The organism is Pseudomonas reactans (assembly GCF_013387025.1).
Taxonomy (GTDB): domain Bacteria; phylum Pseudomonadota; class Gammaproteobacteria; order Pseudomonadales; family Pseudomonadaceae; genus Aquipseudomonas; species Aquipseudomonas reactans.
On the sequence record NZ_JACAQP010000021.1, the window covers coordinates 63,648 to 80,524 of the forward strand.

10 protein-coding genes are annotated in these 16,877 nt (G+C 59.4%); 8 read left to right on the forward strand and 2 right to left on the reverse strand.

Annotated features, from left to right (window positions below):
• The first annotated feature begins 27 nt into the window (after positions 1–27).
• From HX793_RS20955 to HX793_RS20985, 7 genes are all read left to right on the forward strand, one after another.
• Entirely contained in the window at positions 28–1,353 is a 1,326-nt protein-coding gene (locus HX793_RS20955; protein ID WP_016977498.1) for an APC family permease, read from the forward strand.
• Positions 1,354–1,453: 100 nt separating this feature from the next.
• Positions 1,454–1,726 (forward strand): type B 50S ribosomal protein L31, encoded by a 273-nt coding sequence (locus HX793_RS20960; RefSeq protein ID WP_016970719.1) that lies wholly within the window; start codon positions 1,454–1,456, stop codon positions 1,724–1,726.
• A 165-nt stretch (positions 1,727–1,891) separates the two neighbouring features.
• Positions 1,892–2,170, forward strand: a complete 279-nt coding sequence (locus tag HX793_RS20965) for a type II toxin-antitoxin system RelE/ParE family toxin (protein ID WP_038846016.1) — start codon at positions 1,892–1,894, stop codon at positions 2,168–2,170.
• Positions 2,171–2,178: 8 nt separating this feature from the next.
• Positions 2,179–2,484, forward strand: coding sequence for a HigA family addiction module antitoxin (locus HX793_RS20970; RefSeq protein WP_033896386.1), 306 nt, complete (start codon positions 2,179–2,181; stop codon positions 2,482–2,484).
• A 183-nt stretch (positions 2,485–2,667) separates the two neighbouring features.
• Positions 2,668–4,008, forward strand: coding sequence for a response regulator c-di-GMP phosphodiesterase, NosR family (gene nosR, locus HX793_RS20975; RefSeq protein WP_177094852.1), 1,341 nt, complete (start codon positions 2,668–2,670; stop codon positions 4,006–4,008).
• A 165-nt stretch (positions 4,009–4,173) separates the two neighbouring features.
• Positions 4,174–4,581, forward strand: coding sequence for an NUDIX hydrolase (locus HX793_RS20980; protein ID WP_177059402.1), 408 nt, complete (start codon positions 4,174–4,176; stop codon positions 4,579–4,581).
• On the forward strand, positions 4,578–5,081 hold the full coding sequence (locus tag HX793_RS20985) for a GNAT family N-acetyltransferase (RefSeq protein WP_177053263.1): 504 nt from the start codon (positions 4,578–4,580) through the stop codon (positions 5,079–5,081). The genes HX793_RS20980 and HX793_RS20985 overlap by 4 nt, the downstream gene beginning before the upstream one ends.
• Here HX793_RS20985 and metR read toward each other — a convergent pair.
• Entirely contained in the window at positions 5,078–5,995 is a 918-nt protein-coding gene (gene metR / locus HX793_RS20990) for a transcriptional regulator MetR (protein ID WP_016977494.1), read from the reverse strand. The two genes, HX793_RS20985 and metR, sit on opposite strands and share 4 nt — an antisense overlap.
• Before the next feature lie 476 nt (positions 5,996–6,471).
• Between metR and HX793_RS20995 the strand changes: the two genes are divergently transcribed.
• Positions 6,472–11,202: a dermonecrotic toxin domain-containing protein gene (locus HX793_RS20995; protein ID WP_218178588.1), complete on the forward strand. Its 4,731-nt coding sequence runs from the start codon at positions 6,472–6,474 to the stop codon at positions 11,200–11,202.
• Between the two features lie 54 nt (positions 11,203–11,256).
• On the opposite strand, the gene HX793_RS21000 is transcribed toward HX793_RS20995, so the two are convergent.
• Complete coding sequence (locus HX793_RS21000; RefSeq protein ID WP_177094848.1) at positions 11,257–16,860, reverse strand: dermonecrotic toxin domain-containing protein; 5,604 nt, start codon at positions 16,858–16,860, stop codon at positions 11,257–11,259.
• Between the last annotated feature and the right edge of the window lie 17 nt (positions 16,861–16,877).

Below are 16,877 nucleotides of genomic sequence, written 5' to 3' on the forward strand. Positions count from 1 at the left end.
ATCTAATAATTGCGCGGAGAATCACCCATGGCTCGTTTGCAACGCACCCTGTCATTAGGGTCGGTGGTGCTGTTTGGCATCGCCTATATGACGCCGATCATCGTGCTCGGCACCTTCGGCATCCTGGCGCAATCCACTGCGGGCATGGTCCCCGCCGCTTACCTGGCCGCCCTGGTGGCGATGTTTTTCACCGCCATGAGCTACGGGCGAATGGCCTCGGCGTTTCCGGTGGCCGGTTCCGCCTACAGCTATGTGCGCAAGGCCATCAGCCCCAAGCTGGGCTTTATCGCCGGTTGGGCGGTGTTGCTCGACTATTTGTTCCTGCCCATGGCCATCTGGCTGATCGGGGCGGCGTACCTCAATTCGGCGTTCCCGGCGGTGCCGCAGTGGATCTGGGTGCTGGCCTTTATCGGCATCACCAGCGCCATCAACATCGTCGGCCTCAAGCTGGCCAACGGCATCAATGCGTTGCTGATGCTCGTGCAATTTCTGGTGTTGATTGCGTTTGTGGCGCTGTGCATTCACTACATCGGTGGTGACGCAAGCAAGCCGCTGTGGACCATCGCCCCCTTCTTCAATGGCCAGATGCACATGCCGTTGATCATGAGCGGCGCGGCCATCGCCTGCTACTCGTTCCTGGGCTTTGACGCGGTGAGTACGCTGACCGAAGAAACCCGCGACCCACGCCGCACCATCCCACGGGCGATCATGTTGATTACCTTGATTGGCGGCCTGATCTTCGTGGCGGTGTCCTACTTTGTGCAGGTGGCCCATCCGTCGTTCGAATTCGCCAATGTGGATTCGGCGGCGTATGAAATCGCGCGCAATATCGGTGGCGACCTGTTTGTGTCGATCTTCCTGATCGGATTGATTGTCGGCCAGTTCGCCTCGGGGCTGTCGGCCCAGGCCAGTGGTTCGCGCTTGCTGTTCGCCATGGGCCGTGACGGTGTGTTGCCCAAGTCGTTCTTCGGTGCCTTGCATGCGCGCTTCGGCACGCCGGTCAACAGCATCCTGTTGTGTGCGGTGGTGGCGCTGCTGGCGTTGAAGCTGGACGTGACCACTTCCACCTCGTTCATCAACTTCGGTGCATTCCTGGCGTTCAGTCTGGTCAACCTGTCGGTGATTTTCCACTACTGGATTGGCGCCAAGCAGAGAGGCCTGCGCGAGTTGATCCTGTTTCTGGTGTTCCCGTTCATTGGCCTGCTGGCGGACCTGTGGTTGATGGTCAGCCTCGATCATCTGGCGATCTACCTGGGCCTGGTGTGGTTGGCGATCGGCCTGGTTTACCTGGGCGTGCTGACTCGCGGGTTCTCACAGCAGCCACCGGAGATGGACTTCCAGGAAGCCGCATAGAAGCGACGGGCCTATTCTTATTGCAATCGGTTCTCGTTTGGGTGCATGATTTGTGTTACTGTATAACACATCAAATGCACCCAGACGCCCCGGAGGCCTTATGAAAGCTGGTATCCATCCCGACTACCGCACCGTGCTGTTCCACGATACTGCCGCCGACGTGTTCTTCCTGATCGGCTCCACCGCCGACAGCGACCGCACCCATAAACACAGCGACGGCAACACTTACCCGTACATCCCGCTGGACGTTTCCAGCGCTTCGCACCCGATCTACACCGGCCAACAGCGCAAGACCCAGGCCGAAGGCCGAATTGCCGGCTTCAACAAGCGTTTCGCTTCGTTCGGTTCGAGTCCGAAAAAAGCTGACGCGTGAGGTTTACAGCTTTCACCTCGAAGGCCGCTCCGGTATTTGGAGCGGCTTTTTTGCTTCGGTGCTGACCGTTTGTCGCTACATCCCTGAGCGTGCTCAATGACCCGTTGAATATCCTGGGAACCCGTGTAGAGTTCGGCGTTAACGAATAACGTTAAGCATTAAGCGATGATCAGAAGCTTCAAATGTGCGGATACCAAAACCCTTTTTGAAACCGGTCGAACCCGGCGCTGGTCTGCCATCGTGTCGGTGATTGAACGAAAGCTCAGCATGCTCGATGCGGCCATTGATCTTGCCGACTTGCGCTCGCCACCTGGGAACAGGCTGGAAGCACTGTACGGTGACAGAGAGGGGCAGCACAGCATCCGAATCAATGGTCAATTCCGGATCTGTTTCATTTGGGGACCTAACGGTCCGCAAAACGTTGAAATTGTGGATTACCACTGAGGTGAATCATGTTTAAAAACGGCATGCGTCCCGTACACCCTGGAGAGATTCTCAAGGAAGAGTACTTGGAGCCGTTGGGCCTTACGGCTGCAGCCCTTGCGCGGGCGCTGCATGTCTCCGCGCCCACGGTGAATGACATTGTGCTGATGCGCCGTAGCATCAGTGCTGATGTGGCGCTTCGCTTGGCCGCTGCGTTGGAAACATCCGCGCAGTTTTGGCTTAACCTGCAGACTGCTTATGATTTGCGTACGGTGGAAATTGCCAAGGGCGCTCAGATATCCAAGGAAGTGGAGAAAGTCGCGCATTGCGCCTGATGTTCGACTTCTTCAAACCCGGCGAGAGTGCCGGGTTTTTATTGGCGGTTGAAAAGGGGTGATACTGAAAGGCCATCATTTTCTGAAAAATCTACTAAGCTACTCAGTAACAGGCAAGTCAGTAATCGCCAGGAAGGCAGACCCAGACCATAAGGACCGCACACCGACGATCCGAGGTGTCCCATGGGAGAGTCAGTCACTTTCACCGATGCCGAACGTGCCGTGGTGCTGCTGATCGACGCTCACCCGGACGTCCTCCACAGCCTCACCCAACTCTTGCGGCTGGAACCCTTCGATCTGCACAGCGCCACCTGCGCTGCGGATGCCCTGGCCATTCTCGCCAGCCAACCCGTCGACCTGGTGATGAGTGCCGCACGCCTGCCCGACATGGACGGCGCCTCGTTGCTGGCGCATATCCATCAACACTACCCTCACACCGTGCGCATTCTGCTGACTGGCGAGACTGATTTGACCCTGATCGTCAAAGCCATCAACGAAGGCGAAATCTACCGCTACCTGAGCAAACCCTGGAAAGACGAAGAATTGCTGCTGGCATTGCGCCAATCCCTGGCCCATCAGCATTCCGAGCTGGAACGGCTGCGCCTCGAACAACTGATCCAGCAGCAGAACGATGAACTCAAGCAACTCAACGCCACCCTGGAAAAGCGCGTGGCCTCGCGTACCAGCGAACTGCAGCAGACCGCCGATATGCTCGACCTGGCCTATGAAGAACTCAAACATAGCTACGCCACCGGCACCGAAGTGTTCTCGTTGCTGGCCAACCTACGCCTGCCGCGCGCCAAACAGACCAACCGGCAGATCATCGAACTGGTACGCACCTGGTGCAACACCCATGGTCTGGACGAGGCCAGCAACCGCGACCTGACCATGGCCGCCGCGCTCTACAACATCGGCAAGCTGAGCTGGAGCGACAGCATGATGGCCTCACCCTCGGACCTGCTGCACAGCAGCGACCGTGAACGCTATCGCGCCTACGCCACCCAGAGCGAATCGCTGCTGATGACCCTGGAACCGATGAAAGACGCCGCGCGCCTGATCCGCCATCATCAGGAACGTTGGGATGGCAGCGGTTTTCCCGATCACCTCAAAGGCAAAGCGATTCCTGCCGGTTCCCGTTTGTTGAAACTGGCGGTGGATTTCATCGAGTTGCAAAAGGGCTTGATCCTGGAGCGGCAGATGAACAGCGACGAAGCGCTGCTGTACATCCGCAAATACGCCGGTCGGCTGTATGACCCGGTGATGGTCGAAGACTTTGTGCTGGTCTGCGCGACCTACCTCAATGACGTGACCCTGGGTGATCCCAACGTCAAAGTCCTCGGTACACGCGAGCTTGCGGAGGGCATGGTGCTCGCGCGCAACCTCAATGCCGACAACGGCATGCTGTTGCTCAACGCCGGGAAAGTGTTGAACCTGCCATTGGTGGATAAATTGATTGCCTTCGAGACCATGGAAGGGGCGCGCTACAGCGTGTTCATCAAAGACCCCGCGATCATTTCAGGTTGAAGTGAGTTCAATATGTGGGAGCGGGCTTGCTCGCGAAAGCGGAGTATCAGCCACAGATGCTGTGACTGACAGTCTGCTTTCGCGAGCAAGCCCGCTCCCACATTGATTGCGGCGTGTCTGCGGATCATGTGATCCTTGGCCCTTTGCAGCCAAGGAAGATCGTTCATGCCCTCCACCATCCGCATCGCCGCCGCCCTCCTGATCGGCGCTGACGGCCAGACCCTGCTGGTGCGCAAACGCGGCACCCAAGCGTTCATGCAACCTGGCGGCAAGATCGATGCTGGCGAGCAGCCTGCGCAAGCCCTGGCCCGTGAGCTGCACGAAGAGCTTAACCTGCGTATCGAGCCAAGCGCTGCGGTCTACCTCGGCAAGTTTTCCGCGCCTGCGGTCAACGAGCCGGGTTTCACCGTGGAAGCCGAGCTGTTCCAGGTGCAGATCGATGTGGCGGTCACGCCTGCCGCCGAGATTGAAGAAGTGCGCTGGATCGACCCGGCTGGAGACGGCGGCCTGCAGTTGGCTCCGCTGACGCGCGATCTGATCCTGCCGTTTTACCGTGCCTCGCTGACGGCATGATCATCCGCACGCTGGCGGCCAGCGATGCCGAGGCGTATCGGGCGTTGATGCTGGAGGCGTATGGCGCCTATCCCCAGGCATTTACCTCCAGCGTGGCGGAGCGTGCGGCAATGCCGCTGAGCTGGTGGGAAAAACGCTTGAGCAGCCCGTTGGATTGCCTGCTCGGTGCGTTTGACGGGGATGAGTTGGCCGGCATTGTCGGCCTGGCGTTTGAGCCGCGAGAAAAAGCGCGGCACAAGGTGACCCTGTTCGGCATGTACGTGAATGCGGACCACCAACAAAAAGGCTTGGGCCGTCAGTTGGTGGAAGCGGCACTCGACGAAGCGCGTAAACAGCCGCGCCTCAAAGTGATCCAGCTGACGGTCACCGCCGGCAATGAAGCGGCGCTTGCCCTGTACCAGCGCTGCGGTTTCATCCAGTACGGCCTGGAGCCGCTGGCGGTGCGGGTTGGTGTGGATTACTTCGACAAGATCCACATGTGGCGCGAGCTTGCGCGCTAGCGCACTGCGCTGACCCCATCCAAGGTGGAAAATGACGTGTCCTTGGCCGTCAGCAAAAAATCGCGCATATACGGCGCATCCAGCATGTCCGCACGAATCCCGGCATACAGCGTGGCAAACAAACCTTTCTCGCCCAGGCGCTTGGCCTTCACGTAGCCACGCGAGCTGTACTCATGCAGCGCCCAATGGGGCATGCCGCACACGCCACGGCCGCTGGCCACCAGTTGCATCATCATCACCGACAGCTCGGACGTGCGCACCTGAGCCGGTTCCACATCGGCGGGTTCGAGGAAACGCGTGAAAATATCCAGGCGGTCGCGCTCCACCGGGTAGGTGATCAGGGTTTCGGTCAACAGGTCTTCGGGCACGATGTACGCCTTGGTCGCCAGCGCGTGCTGGTTGGCGACGGCGAGCATGGCTTCGTAGGTGAACAGCGGCACATAGGTGATGCCCGGCAGGTCCAGCGGGTCGGAGGTCACCACCAGGTCCAGGTCGCCACGGGCCAGGGCTGGCAGCGGGGCGAAGGCGAAGCCGGAGGCCAGGTCCAGCTCGACTTCCGGCCAGGCATCGCGGAACTGGTCGATGGTCGGCATCAGCCACTGGAAGCAGCTATGGCATTCGATCGCCATGTGCAGGCGCCCGGCAGTGCCGCCGGCCAACCGCGCAATATCACGCTCGGCGCCGCGCAGCAGCGGCAGGGTGGCGTCGGCCAGTTGCAACAGGCGCAGTCCGGCACTGGTGAAGCGCAACGGCTTGGTCTTGCGCACGAACAACGGCATGCCCAGGCGCTCTTCCAGCTCTTTGAACTGGTGGGACAAGGCGGACTGCGTCAAGTGCAGGCGTTCGGCGGCTTCGACCAGGCTATCGGCCTCGCGCAAGGCGTGCAGGGTTTTCAGGTGGCGGATTTCCAGCACTGTGGACTCCATGAGGAATATTGATGATTAACTCGATAGTGTTGAGTTTGTCTCATGTTGACTGGGCTGTCGACTGAGGTGTTCATATTCGGCCACACATTGCGAAAAGGCGCTCCTTCGCTGGATTCGCGGGGTGTGTGTTGTTGGAAATAGTCGATTACGCATTTCTGATTTCATCGTGGGAGGCGGTCGGTATTTTGCCGTGAGCCTCTCTCAGCACGGAGTTGGGACGAGCCCGTTTTTCACGCCAAGGATGCGCCTTCATGATCCATAGAAACTCATCAAGCCCGTTTATGCCGCACCCACTGTCGACAGCGCCTACGCCCGAATGGCCTGCTACCCGGCTTCGCAACGTCAGCTCCCCTGTGCAGGCAGCCCCCGCACCGTTGCCCCCAGCCGTTACAAGCAACCCGGCGGCACACGCCGTAAACAGCCAGTTCGCAACACGGCCCACGGTACGTTCAGTGGTCAGCGACATGCTGAGCGAAGCCATCAAAAGCCAGTACCCCGATCTGGAGATCAACCTGGCACAGACTTCCGTAGCAGAACCGATTGGCGACAATCCGGTGCAGTACCGCCTGACCCCACTGTTGGATATGGCACTCAAGCATCTTGCCAGTGGCAGCCAACTGGATTTCACCGACAAATACGCATTGCCCCAGAAGCTAGTCAATCAGCGCACAGGCGCCACCCTCAGAGTGCCAGCCCCTTCGGGGAACCAAAGAGACGATATAGACCTGTCAGTCATTGAGCTGGCGATCCGTAGCCTTCGGCCAAGCCTGAAAAGCGCGTTTGCACAGGCCTTGGCGGAGTATTGGGGGCAAAGCGCGGCAGGCGCTACCGGCCCCGCTGCGAGCAGTCGCTGGTTGTGGATGAGCGGCATGCTCAGTGACAGCCTCAGGGGCGCGGCACTCAAACAACCCGGCCTCACGGATGCGCAACGCGCCACGCTTGACCAGGTCGTTTCCTACCCCGACCGTTCGCAGCGCCTGAGTGCCAAAGGGGCTGACGCGGCCAGGGTCTTTGTCCTGGACTCCACCGCCCGCGAGGGTGGCGACATGGCCACGCAGCTCAGCCCCGATCTGTTGATCACCCGCCAGGTTGGCGACAGCACCCAGGTGCTGCATGCAAGTCCTAATGGCCAGGTGACGCCCTACGAATCGCTGGAAGCGTTTGGCAAGGCGTGGGGAGAGCGCCTGGAAAAGGACTTTGTGTTCGACAGTCTGACCTGGAAGCGTCATGAGCCAGACGCGAATATCTTCGATGCGCAGGCCGCCATCATTCTGAATAACCAGTTGCAGGCGGTGGCGGTCACCGAACTCCCGCAAACCAGCAGTCTCAGCGACCTGGAGCAGCGGCTTTCGTTGATCAGCGACCCCAGCCCCTGGCTCGTCGGCGCCTATGCGCCAGACACCGATCAGGTGGCGCGGCTACAGGAAAAACTACCGTCGTGGTTGCGTAACGCCAGTGAAGCCGATCGTTTTGCCTATCACCAGCATGCGCTGGAGTTGGCCAGCGACGTACAGCGTAATCAGGGCCGTAACTTCCTTGCGGATATTCCGGATATTCGGGCCTATACCGAGCAACAACTCCAGGCTCAATTGCAGGACACCGGTTTTCTCGCGCAACACCTGGAGGTCACGTTCAAGGTGCCCGTAGGCACCCTGGGCGGCGGCTACATCGAACGCGTGACCATGAGCCTGACCGACATGGCCTTGCGCAATCTTGCAGGGCTGCCCAAGGGCGAAATGGAAGTGCGTCACCTCGGCCAACTGATCACCGACCCGACAACACCCCAGCGCCTCAAAGACATCATCACCCAAGTGGATATCGGCAAGCACTACCCTGAACTGCTGCAACAACGGCTGCTCGGCGACAGCACTGAATCACGCCAGCGCAGCGCCTTGTTTGCCGAGCAAGTGCCCCTGCAACTGATGATGCAGGCCCTGGAACTCAAGCTCAAGGGCGAAGCGGGGATCACCGCGCGCGGCTACTCATATGTCGAGGCCGTGTTCACGCCGGGTGGGGGTGCCAAGCAAGTCGATGGACAAGACATCGTTGTTCGCCCACTGGCTTTTTTACGCAAGCCCGGCGCGACACCGGATGTCGTCGAGAACATGTTTGTGATTGAGCCTGCGGACTCCGCTACTGGCCCGCATGTTCTCTACCGGCCGATGTTATCGCCCGCGTTGCAGGAGTTTGCGACGCGCCAGGCGTTGCTGGAGGCGATACAACAACCCGGCCCCTTGCAGCAAAGTGTTCTAGCCTGGTTGCCCGATGACAGAACCCGCGCGGTGTACGGTAACGGTGGATTCAAGATCCCGAACATTGCCCGCTACGGTATGTTCAACGAGTTCGACGCGCCTCCCACTCCGGCACCGACCGCACTGGCCGTGGATGGCTATGGTACGGCCAGCACCTTGCGCCAGGACCTGGAGCAAGGCCGCCTGATGCAGCACTTGTTTCAAAGCAATACCCACAGCCTGGTCCACCTGGCCCAGGGGCAATCCGTATCGGATGCACAAAGCCGCTGGGCTTCCTATAAGGAGCTGGGTGGGTTGCTGTTCAATACACTGCTGCCAGTGATGCGCGGGCCGGGGGCGATGGCCGGGTGGCTGCTACAGTTGGCCGGTAGCGAGGACGATATCAGGAAGCTGTCTGACCCCAATAACCAGGGAGACTCAGCGGCGGTAGTGGTGGACTTGTTGCTCAACATGGGCATGTTGTTGACCCACTCTGTACCGGCTGACATGACTCGGCCCCCCGTGACGCTCGACACGCTCAAGGAGATTCCTTTGGCCGGTGGCCCTGGACGCCGTGCGCCGAGCCAGGAGCCGATCACCCATCGCGCGACCATCAGCCAAAGTCCTGTGGAGCCGACTGTTGGCGTTATTGGCGATAACACGACCGAGCTGGATTTTGCGTTTTCAACGCCCCGCCGATTGACCGAGCGCCAGCGGGCACACATAGATTCGTTTGTGGTTCCGGCGCCTGAAGACGCTGGCGCAGTAATTGCCGATGGGCCAAAAAAGGGCTTGTACCTGAGTCAGGATCGGCTGTATGCCAAGATCGACAATCGCTGGTTCAGGGCGGCCAACGACGTTGACGGTGTATTCATCATCGATGAGCACAACAAGGCGCGTACCGGGCCGCCGGTGAGCAGTGACGGGCTGGGCCAATGGCATTTCGATAGCAGCCTTCGGTTACGGGGAGGCATGCCGAAAAAAGGCGGCGTTGCCGAAACGGTCAAACAGAACCTGCAGGCCAGGCAAGAGCGCAATGCCCGCTTCAATCAGAGCCTGTTGGACGCGGCACCGCTAAACAAGCTGCGAGAGGAGGCGCGTGATGAATTGGTGGCAACCATCAGCGATTACCACAGCGCCCGTAGAAAACTGCGCACACTCTGGAGCCTGTCCACCACCGGGGAGCAGCAACAGCGCTTTCTCGACCCCTACTTAAAGCAGTTGGAGATTACAAAAACGCTCAGGGTGAAAATCGACCATGAGTTCGCAGAACTCAAGCAACGTACTCAACGCAACAGTGCAGCCCTTCAAGACAGTATTGAGATGATTCAACCGAAAAAGATGGGCGCGCTTGACGACCTCTCCGATGAAAAGCAATTACGCTCCACGCTCTTTGGCGAGATGCTCTACAACTACCGCCAAATCGAAACGTTCTACACAAGCCTGGTTGACGACAGTAACCAGTTCCTCCCGAGTGGAAGACCCATGGCAGAGGTGGTCGATGAGGCAAGAACAGGTTCGGTCAGTGCCTACGGCGAGGTGATCGACAATTTCGCGAAGGTCTATCAGGACCTGGAAAACGTGAAAGAAGCCGCCCTTGTCTCTGCTACCGCCCTTGAGAAATGGACGAACGACTCTTCGTTTGGCAAGACGAAGGCTGCGCTCTTTCTAAAGCTTCAAGACAAGCAACCACCCGCCAATACCGCACTGCGCATGAAACTGTCCACGCTGTCGAACCTGAAAGAGCTGAGCCAGGACCGTAATGCCCGAACGGTTGCCCCGGCTGAGCTGTTTCACCTGAGGCGATTCAAGGAAACCAATCTGATCCCGATCTACCGGGCCCATATGGACCAACGGCAGTACACCGGCTACACCTTGAGTGAGCGCAAGGCGACGCTGGAAACCGTTATCGGCAAGTACCAGCAGGTACTCAGCGATAGCCTGTCGCTGCAAGAAGCCAATCCCGGCTTGATGCGGGCTCAATACCAACAACTTTTTGTCGAGCGCCTCAATGAAGCTATCGGTGATGCCCAAGCAGATCTGGCCGAAGTGATTCGAGAGGAACAATCGTTGGTGCCTGCGGCGGTTGCGCGCATCGATCAACAACAAAAGCCGGCGGGCCAGCGAACGTTCAGAACCCGTGACAAGGAAACCCTGATTGGCACCACACGCCCTCAAGAGTCAGGCTCAACAACCACCATCATTGATGTGATGGATCTGCAAACCGGCAAGCCCGTCGCCAGTTACAGCGAGCACCCCAGTGACGGCGAGTGGGTAAAGATCGTGCCCGCTGAGCCCCCAAGGCCTGCACCGTCGCCCAAGTCCCTGTCGACGCTCAAGGCCGACGCCCAGAAACTGCTCGAAGACAGTGCCGGGATTGAACGCTCGATAGCCTTTCAGAAAAAGAAACTCAACGACCCGCAGCGCAGGGAAGGTATCAACCCGTTGGACTGGAACGACATGCTGGAAGCTCAAGCCGACCGACTGCAAGCCACGGCCTTGCAAGCCGAAAACAGCCATAGCGCAAGGCCCGAAACCGAACAGCTGGTCAAGCAATGGCGTGCGCAGGCCGACGATCTGCTGAAGAAAGCTCGCCAGCATTGCGCCGACGGCTACAAGGTGCTCCCGCCCAAACCGGAAAATATCGACTACCTGTGGAAGCATGGCTTCGTCGATATCAACCTGGTACGGCGGGATACAGCGACCAAAAGTGGCGACGTCTTCACCGAGTACGCGGTACGTGACAAAGGCAAAGTCGATGTCCTTTGGTACGCCCACTTTCATTACCCGGTAAAAGGCTCACCCCGCAACCTCTATACCGCTGCGCACTTGAAAATACCTTCGCAGCGCGCCAAGACTCAAAAGGACTTGATCGCGGAGGCGGGTAACAACCGTGTCGTTGAGCAGATCGTCAGGGCCCGCATAGGCCCGCCTCTGGATGAAAAGCTGTTCCTGAAACTGTGATTCCTACGCCTTGATGAAAAGCCGCAGGGCGCTGCGGCTTTTCATGCTCTACGGCTATTGGGCCACCCACAATGGGCGGATATGAGTCAATGCCACGGACTGCCTGCCAATGTCGGAGAACGGCAGCGACGGGTCATCGGCATGGGTCAGGTAGCGGTGCTCCGGAAGTTTCAGGTGGGCCTTTTCGAATTCGTCGAAGGGCGCCGCACGGCGGTTGTAATGGAAGTGCGCATACCACAGCGGGCGCGGCGGGGTTGAGGTCAGGTCCCAGACTTCATATTCCTGCATGAAATCCCGATGCCCACCGGGGCGTCTGCCCAACTCTGTGATGGGGGTGGTGCGGCGCACGTCGACCACCCGTTGTCTCACCAGGTCATCCAACATGCCGTCGGTGGGTTTTTTGCTGTCCAGTGATTGTTGGGTACGCAGGGTGCGGCCCCTGGCGGTCAGTTCCGTCGAGGCGCTCCTTAGTTGCTCGATGATTGCGTCTTCAGGGTCAAGCCGCTCAATGCGGTTTGAGCGCAGGGTCAGCTCGGCGGCTTCGCTGACCAGCATGTGTTCAAGGTCTACCGGCAACATGCCTTGCCTGGCGTACGCGTCGACTTTGGCCTGGTACGTCGGTACGGCTTGCAGGCGTTTTTGGGCTTCGGTTACCAACACCGATTTTACGTTCGCCTCAGGTGGCGGCTGAACCTCTGGGGCGGCTTGGCGCTGGGCTTTGCCGCTCGGCCGCAGCTCCCAGGTTTCCGTGCGGCCGTTGAGGTTGTCGATGGTGTAGCGCGTGGTGTTGGTACGCGGGTCGGTGCTTTTTACCCCGATCAACAGCCGGTTGTCTTCGGTTTCAAACACCGTGCCTTTGGGTATATTGGGTGGCTGACGGCGAACAGGCGATGCAGTGCCGATACGTCTAAGCGCCAGTTCGCGAATGCGCTCAAGGTTGAGCAGCAGTGCGCCCAGGTTATCCAGGTCAAAATGTTGCGGGTAGCCTGTACTCAGGGTTTTAAGGCTGAGGCTGAAACGCTCATAGGCGGCGATGCATTCGTTGAGGATGCGGGTGCGCTGGCTGACGGTGGTCGTTGTGCTTGTCAGCGAATAATGCGTGGTCAGGGCCAGGTGAGCATCGACGTAGACGCGGTTGACTTCGGACTGCAAATACAGCCACGAGTAATCGGTGACGTGGTCATAGCGGTTGAAAGTTTCGATGCTGTGGACTGTTCTGAGGTGCAGACGGAACTCCAGGTCATAGAGCTCGTTCCACTGCGCCACCTCATTGCGAACGTCTCCCAACTGCTTAAGCGTCTCCTGCACGTCCAGATTGATTTGCTGCGCGGTCTTGCGGGCGTCTAGTCCTTGGGTGCGCACCATGCTTTCCTGCGCCCTGAGGTTGATCTTGTTGTTCCATTCGTTGATCACCGTGAAGGTACTGTCGATCCGGTCGAGCTCACGCAACAGGTTCTGGCTGATTCGTTTTCGGTTTTGCAGAAAATTCAGGACGGCGTCCGGCCGTACCTCAGGAAGGGTGATTGCGTTGAATTGATGGGTCAGCGCCTCCAGGTTAGCCGCGGCACTTTTAAGCTGCTCCAGGCTTCTGCTGGTCACAATCCAGGCATCGCGGCTCTGCATGCCTTTGAGGCTCATGTGTTCGGCTGCGGGGCTGAACGTAATCACGTCGTCAATTGCGTTGGCGTGCTGTATCGCCAAGTCGATGTCTTTTGCATAAGCCTGGTAGAGGGTTGGCACCAATGTTTTACGGGTGGCGAGATTACTCTGGTTGTTCAGGTTCTGCAGGTTGGCCGTCGAGGCGAGTTGCGTATCAAGTCGGCTGCCCAGGGTATTGATGGTGCTATTGAGTGCCAACTGATGGCGCAGCACAGGGTCGGTCCACCAGACCGGCAACTGCCTGCGAATGGCCAGGGGCCAAAGCGGGTCCAGCCTGTCAGCCATATACCCGAGCACGCCGCCACCTCCGGCCAACCCACCGGGTTGCGCGGTGCCGTAGACACCGAAGTGGGTGTCCCATTGGCCGGCTTCATCCAGGGCAATCGGTTGTTTGTAGGTTTTTACTGAGTTGCCACTCAAGCGCCAGTGGCCGTTGTGCAGTTCGACCCGGTAGCTATTGCCCTGGCGCACAATAAAATCGCCGTCGGCATGACGGTAGATGTTGCGGTATAGACCGTGCGTCGCGGGATTCAGGGGCGCCAGGGTAATCACTTTTTCATATTCGTACCCTTTGAAACGCTCGGCGACATGTTGGGCTTTACGGCTCATGGGGGGTTGCAGGAACCCGCCGCCCTTGAACGCATTACGCAGTTGGCGGCCCAGGGTTCGGGCGCGCGCCGCATTGGGGCTGATCAACACGCCGCTGGCGACATCCACACCGGCATCGATCAGTGACTGCAACACGAGAGTGATGTGCTGCATGCCTTGGGCGTGCTCGCCGCGCCGGAAGGCGTCGACAGCGTCATTGGCGCTGTCCCAGGCATCGATGACGCCGATCACCGTACCCACGACAGGCACCACGCCGAGCGCCATCTTGATGTAATTGAAGGCCTGGGTGCCTTTCACCGCGTACTGTTCCAGGAACAATGCGCTGTTGGACCGCGAGCTGGCGCGGTGGGCTTCAATCACACGGCCCATTTGCGCATTGAGCAGATGACTCGCCAGTGACGTGGTGGCTGGCCAGGGCACGCCTACACCAATCAATGCGTCGAAGTGCCGGAGCACAGCCTGGTTGATCCGGCTTATGTGGTTGGCGGCGGTGCCCAGCAAGGCGCGACTGGCGAGGTAGCTCACCATCTTGCTGCTCAGGCATCGGTTGAACAGGGCCTGGCGGGCGGCTTCAAGGCTGGTGTAGCTACGCAGGTAGTCTCCGTCCGGGCTGTCAGGCAGATAGAGCAGGGTACTCCCGGTGTTTTTCTGGCGGATAAAGGTGATCCCGGACAAGGTGCTCGGGCCGTCTGCCGTATCGGTTCCGCCGACGCTCAGGAATGCAGGCAGCAACTCAATGTGGGATGAACCCGCGTCGATGGCGAAATTGAAGGCTTCCAACTCGTTGGCATTGATGAGCTTCTGCAGAAATGTTTGGCGCCCTTGGAGCTTTAGCATCAGGCGATAGGGCTCTATAAGGCACTCAAGCCGGTGGGCGCGGGTGAAGTCCGCTTCGCGATCCGCGCCCTGATAGGTCTCGACGATCAGGGTTTCGTAACGCTGGGCCAGGTCCAGCTCAGGCACCAGTCTGCGCAGGTAGTTGGCAGTAAGTCCGGCGGTAAGGGCCTGGTTCTGCGTGGCGCCCAGGGGGCGCAGTTCAACGTTCATGAACGACAATCGCTCAGAGATCGTGGTGTCGATATTACTCAGCGCCAACGCTTCCAGAGACATTTTCACCCGGGTGGCACTCGGGACTGGCACGGTCTTGGTCGGTGTGCCCGGCGCACCCGGTGCCGCAACGAAGTGCTGTTGATGGCTGACCGACTCGGGCAGGTCGAGTTGAATACTGAACGGCTGACTGAGTGAAAAGTCCCGTGACAGGCGTGCGTCCAGGTGCTTTTTGCAAAAATCGCTGACCAGCGGCAGCTTCACGCCCAACGCGGCCTCGGCCTGCTCTAAAGCGCGAAGGTAGGCTTCGAGCAGCGTCTTGAGTTCGCGCCTGTCCGTTGCCGCTATCTGGCCAAGCCAGGTGGGCAACTGCCCGGCCAGTGCGCCGCTCTGGTGTTGCTCCTGCACCTGCGCATAGGCCAGTTCCCGTACGGCATTGGCGGGTACGCCCAGCTCATGCAGGGCTTGCAGGCGCATGGGGGCCAACTCCCGGGTTTGGCGTTCGGTATCGTCCGGCGCTTGTGCCAACATCTCCTCGATTTTTACGACCCAACCATCCAGTTGCGCCGTGAGGCTGTAGTCAAACGGGGTTTGATTGAGCAGGGCGAGTTCCAGCGATGAGCCATTAGACGGCATCACTTTCAACCATTGTTCAACGGACTTGAGAGAGTCGAAGCGCTGGAGCCCGCCATGGCTGCCTGGCCAATACAACAACAGATTCTGTGAAGATGAAGGGTTAAGCAGCGCCTCCTCACGCGTGATGAGCAGGACCCCATCGAGTTCTTTGCTCTTGATTTTGCGTTCGCCATTGGTGCGTTCGCGGGTTGACACAATTAGCGTGGCTACCGAGACCTTTAATTCGGGGTTTGGGGCGTTGGGCGGGTCAAATGCGCTCAGGAGCATGTTGTGTTCGGCGTCGGAGATCTGAGCCAACTGAAGTTGCAGGCTGGCCTCGGCGAGCAAGCCGTTGAGCCTTGCCTGGAGCAAGGTGTGGTAGTTCGGATTGGCCTGTTGGGATAGCTCCAGCAGGTTGGCCAGGGGCTGATCCCACAGAGCGCTCGCCGCTGCGTGGGCTTGCTGCTGTGCCTCGTGCAGGCGTTCAAGCTGGAGGCCGATGGCGCTCAGGCGGTCATTGCCTGCGTCATCGGCCAGCACGGCTTTGAACGCTTCCTGCTGCTGCCCCAGTACACGGCGGCGCTGCTCCAATGGGAGATCGGCGGTCAAGCCGGCGAAGACCATGGGTTGGCTGCCAAGCAGTGCTTCGTCGTCAGGCGAAAACGTCGGCGCCAAGGCGAAAACCCCCAGGCTGCGTTGCTGGAGGTCAACCTGGTCGGCCGCTTTCAGGGCGCGATGCCCATGCTCGGCGAGGTCTCGGCCATGTGGGTATTGCAGGCTGGCCTGCTTCTGTGTGAGGCGTTCCTCCAGTAAGTGGGTCACGCCGGTTTGCAGGGCGTCGCTGACTTCGCGGTAATCGATCAGGTGCTCGCTGGTAACCTGAGCCACCCCCGGGAACAGCTCGGTCTGAGTGAGCAGCCACTGTTCCATGCTGTTGCGGTTGTTGAACAGCCGCAACGCCGGTTCCTGGGCTGGCAGATACAACAACTGGAGGACGATGTCGGTATCCAGGGTGATGACCAGCGCGCCAGGCAACTCCACATTTTTGTGGCCCGCACGCTTGAGCAGCAGTTGTTCGGTATAGATCTTTTGGCCGTCCAGTTGCAGCTCTCCGGCCGGCGGGTCGAGCACTTTGAGCAGTGGCTTCAACTGGTCCGCCGTGATGCTGCCCGATGCGCAGGCCCATTGTGCAGCCGCCTGGAGGTGGTCGCTGTATTGCGCGATGGCGTGGTCGCGACGCGATACCGGCGTGCCGGGCGCGCGGGTGAACCACCAGTAGGTGACCCAGGCGGATCTCAGGGCCTGGTGTACGTTAAGTTGCGTGAAGTGCTTGAGCAATTCAAACGGCTGCGCCGCGTACTGCTGTTGATCATCCGGTAGGCCCATGACCCGGCAATGCAGATATAGCGAGGCGTGGGCGGGGAATTGATGAACAAAGGCACACGCCTGGGTGAGTGTAATGTGGCGCTCGGGCTTGTCGTCGGTGGCTGCAAAATGCAATTGCACGCTGTCGCCATCCAGGTTCAGTTGCTCCTTAATAAACGTTTTGAGCGAGGCTCGTACGCTGGGGGCCTCTGTGGTCAGCGCGAGCATGTGTTGCTGGCTCTGTCGCCAACGGGTCGAGGCTTGCAGCAGCAGGCTTTCATCTACCGGGTGGGTCACGGCGCGGGAGGGCTGCGGGAAGTCGCGCACGACAATGGGGGAGAGCGTGTCGGGTGTATCGGTCATGGGGCGGCACTCAAAAA

Bases quoted from the DNA above. Each gene is read 5' to 3' on its own strand.
- HX793_RS20955 (WP_016977498.1), top strand. From the start codon at position 28: ATGGCTCGTTTGCAACGCACCCTGTCATTAGGGTCGGTGGTGCTGTTT.
- HX793_RS20960 (WP_016970719.1), top strand. From the start codon at position 1,454: ATGAAAGCTGGTATCCATCCCGACTACCGCACCGTGCTGTTCCACGAT.
- HX793_RS20965 (WP_038846016.1), top strand. From the start codon at position 1,892: ATGATCAGAAGCTTCAAATGTGCGGATACCAAAACCCTTTTTGAAACC.
- HX793_RS20970 (WP_033896386.1), top strand. From the start codon at position 2,179: ATGTTTAAAAACGGCATGCGTCCCGTACACCCTGGAGAGATTCTCAAG.
- nosR (WP_177094852.1), top strand. From the start codon at position 2,668: ATGGGAGAGTCAGTCACTTTCACCGATGCCGAACGTGCCGTGGTGCTG.
- HX793_RS20980 (WP_177059402.1), top strand. From the start codon at position 4,174: ATGCCCTCCACCATCCGCATCGCCGCCGCCCTCCTGATCGGCGCTGAC.
- HX793_RS20985 (WP_177053263.1), top strand. From the start codon at position 4,578: ATGATCATCCGCACGCTGGCGGCCAGCGATGCCGAGGCGTATCGGGCG.
- HX793_RS20995 (WP_218178588.1), top strand. From the start codon at position 6,472: ATGCTGAGCGAAGCCATCAAAAGCCAGTACCCCGATCTGGAGATCAAC.
- HX793_RS21000 (WP_177094848.1), bottom strand. From the start codon at position 16,860: ATGACCGATACACCCGACACGCTCTCCCCCATTGTCGTGCGCGACTTC.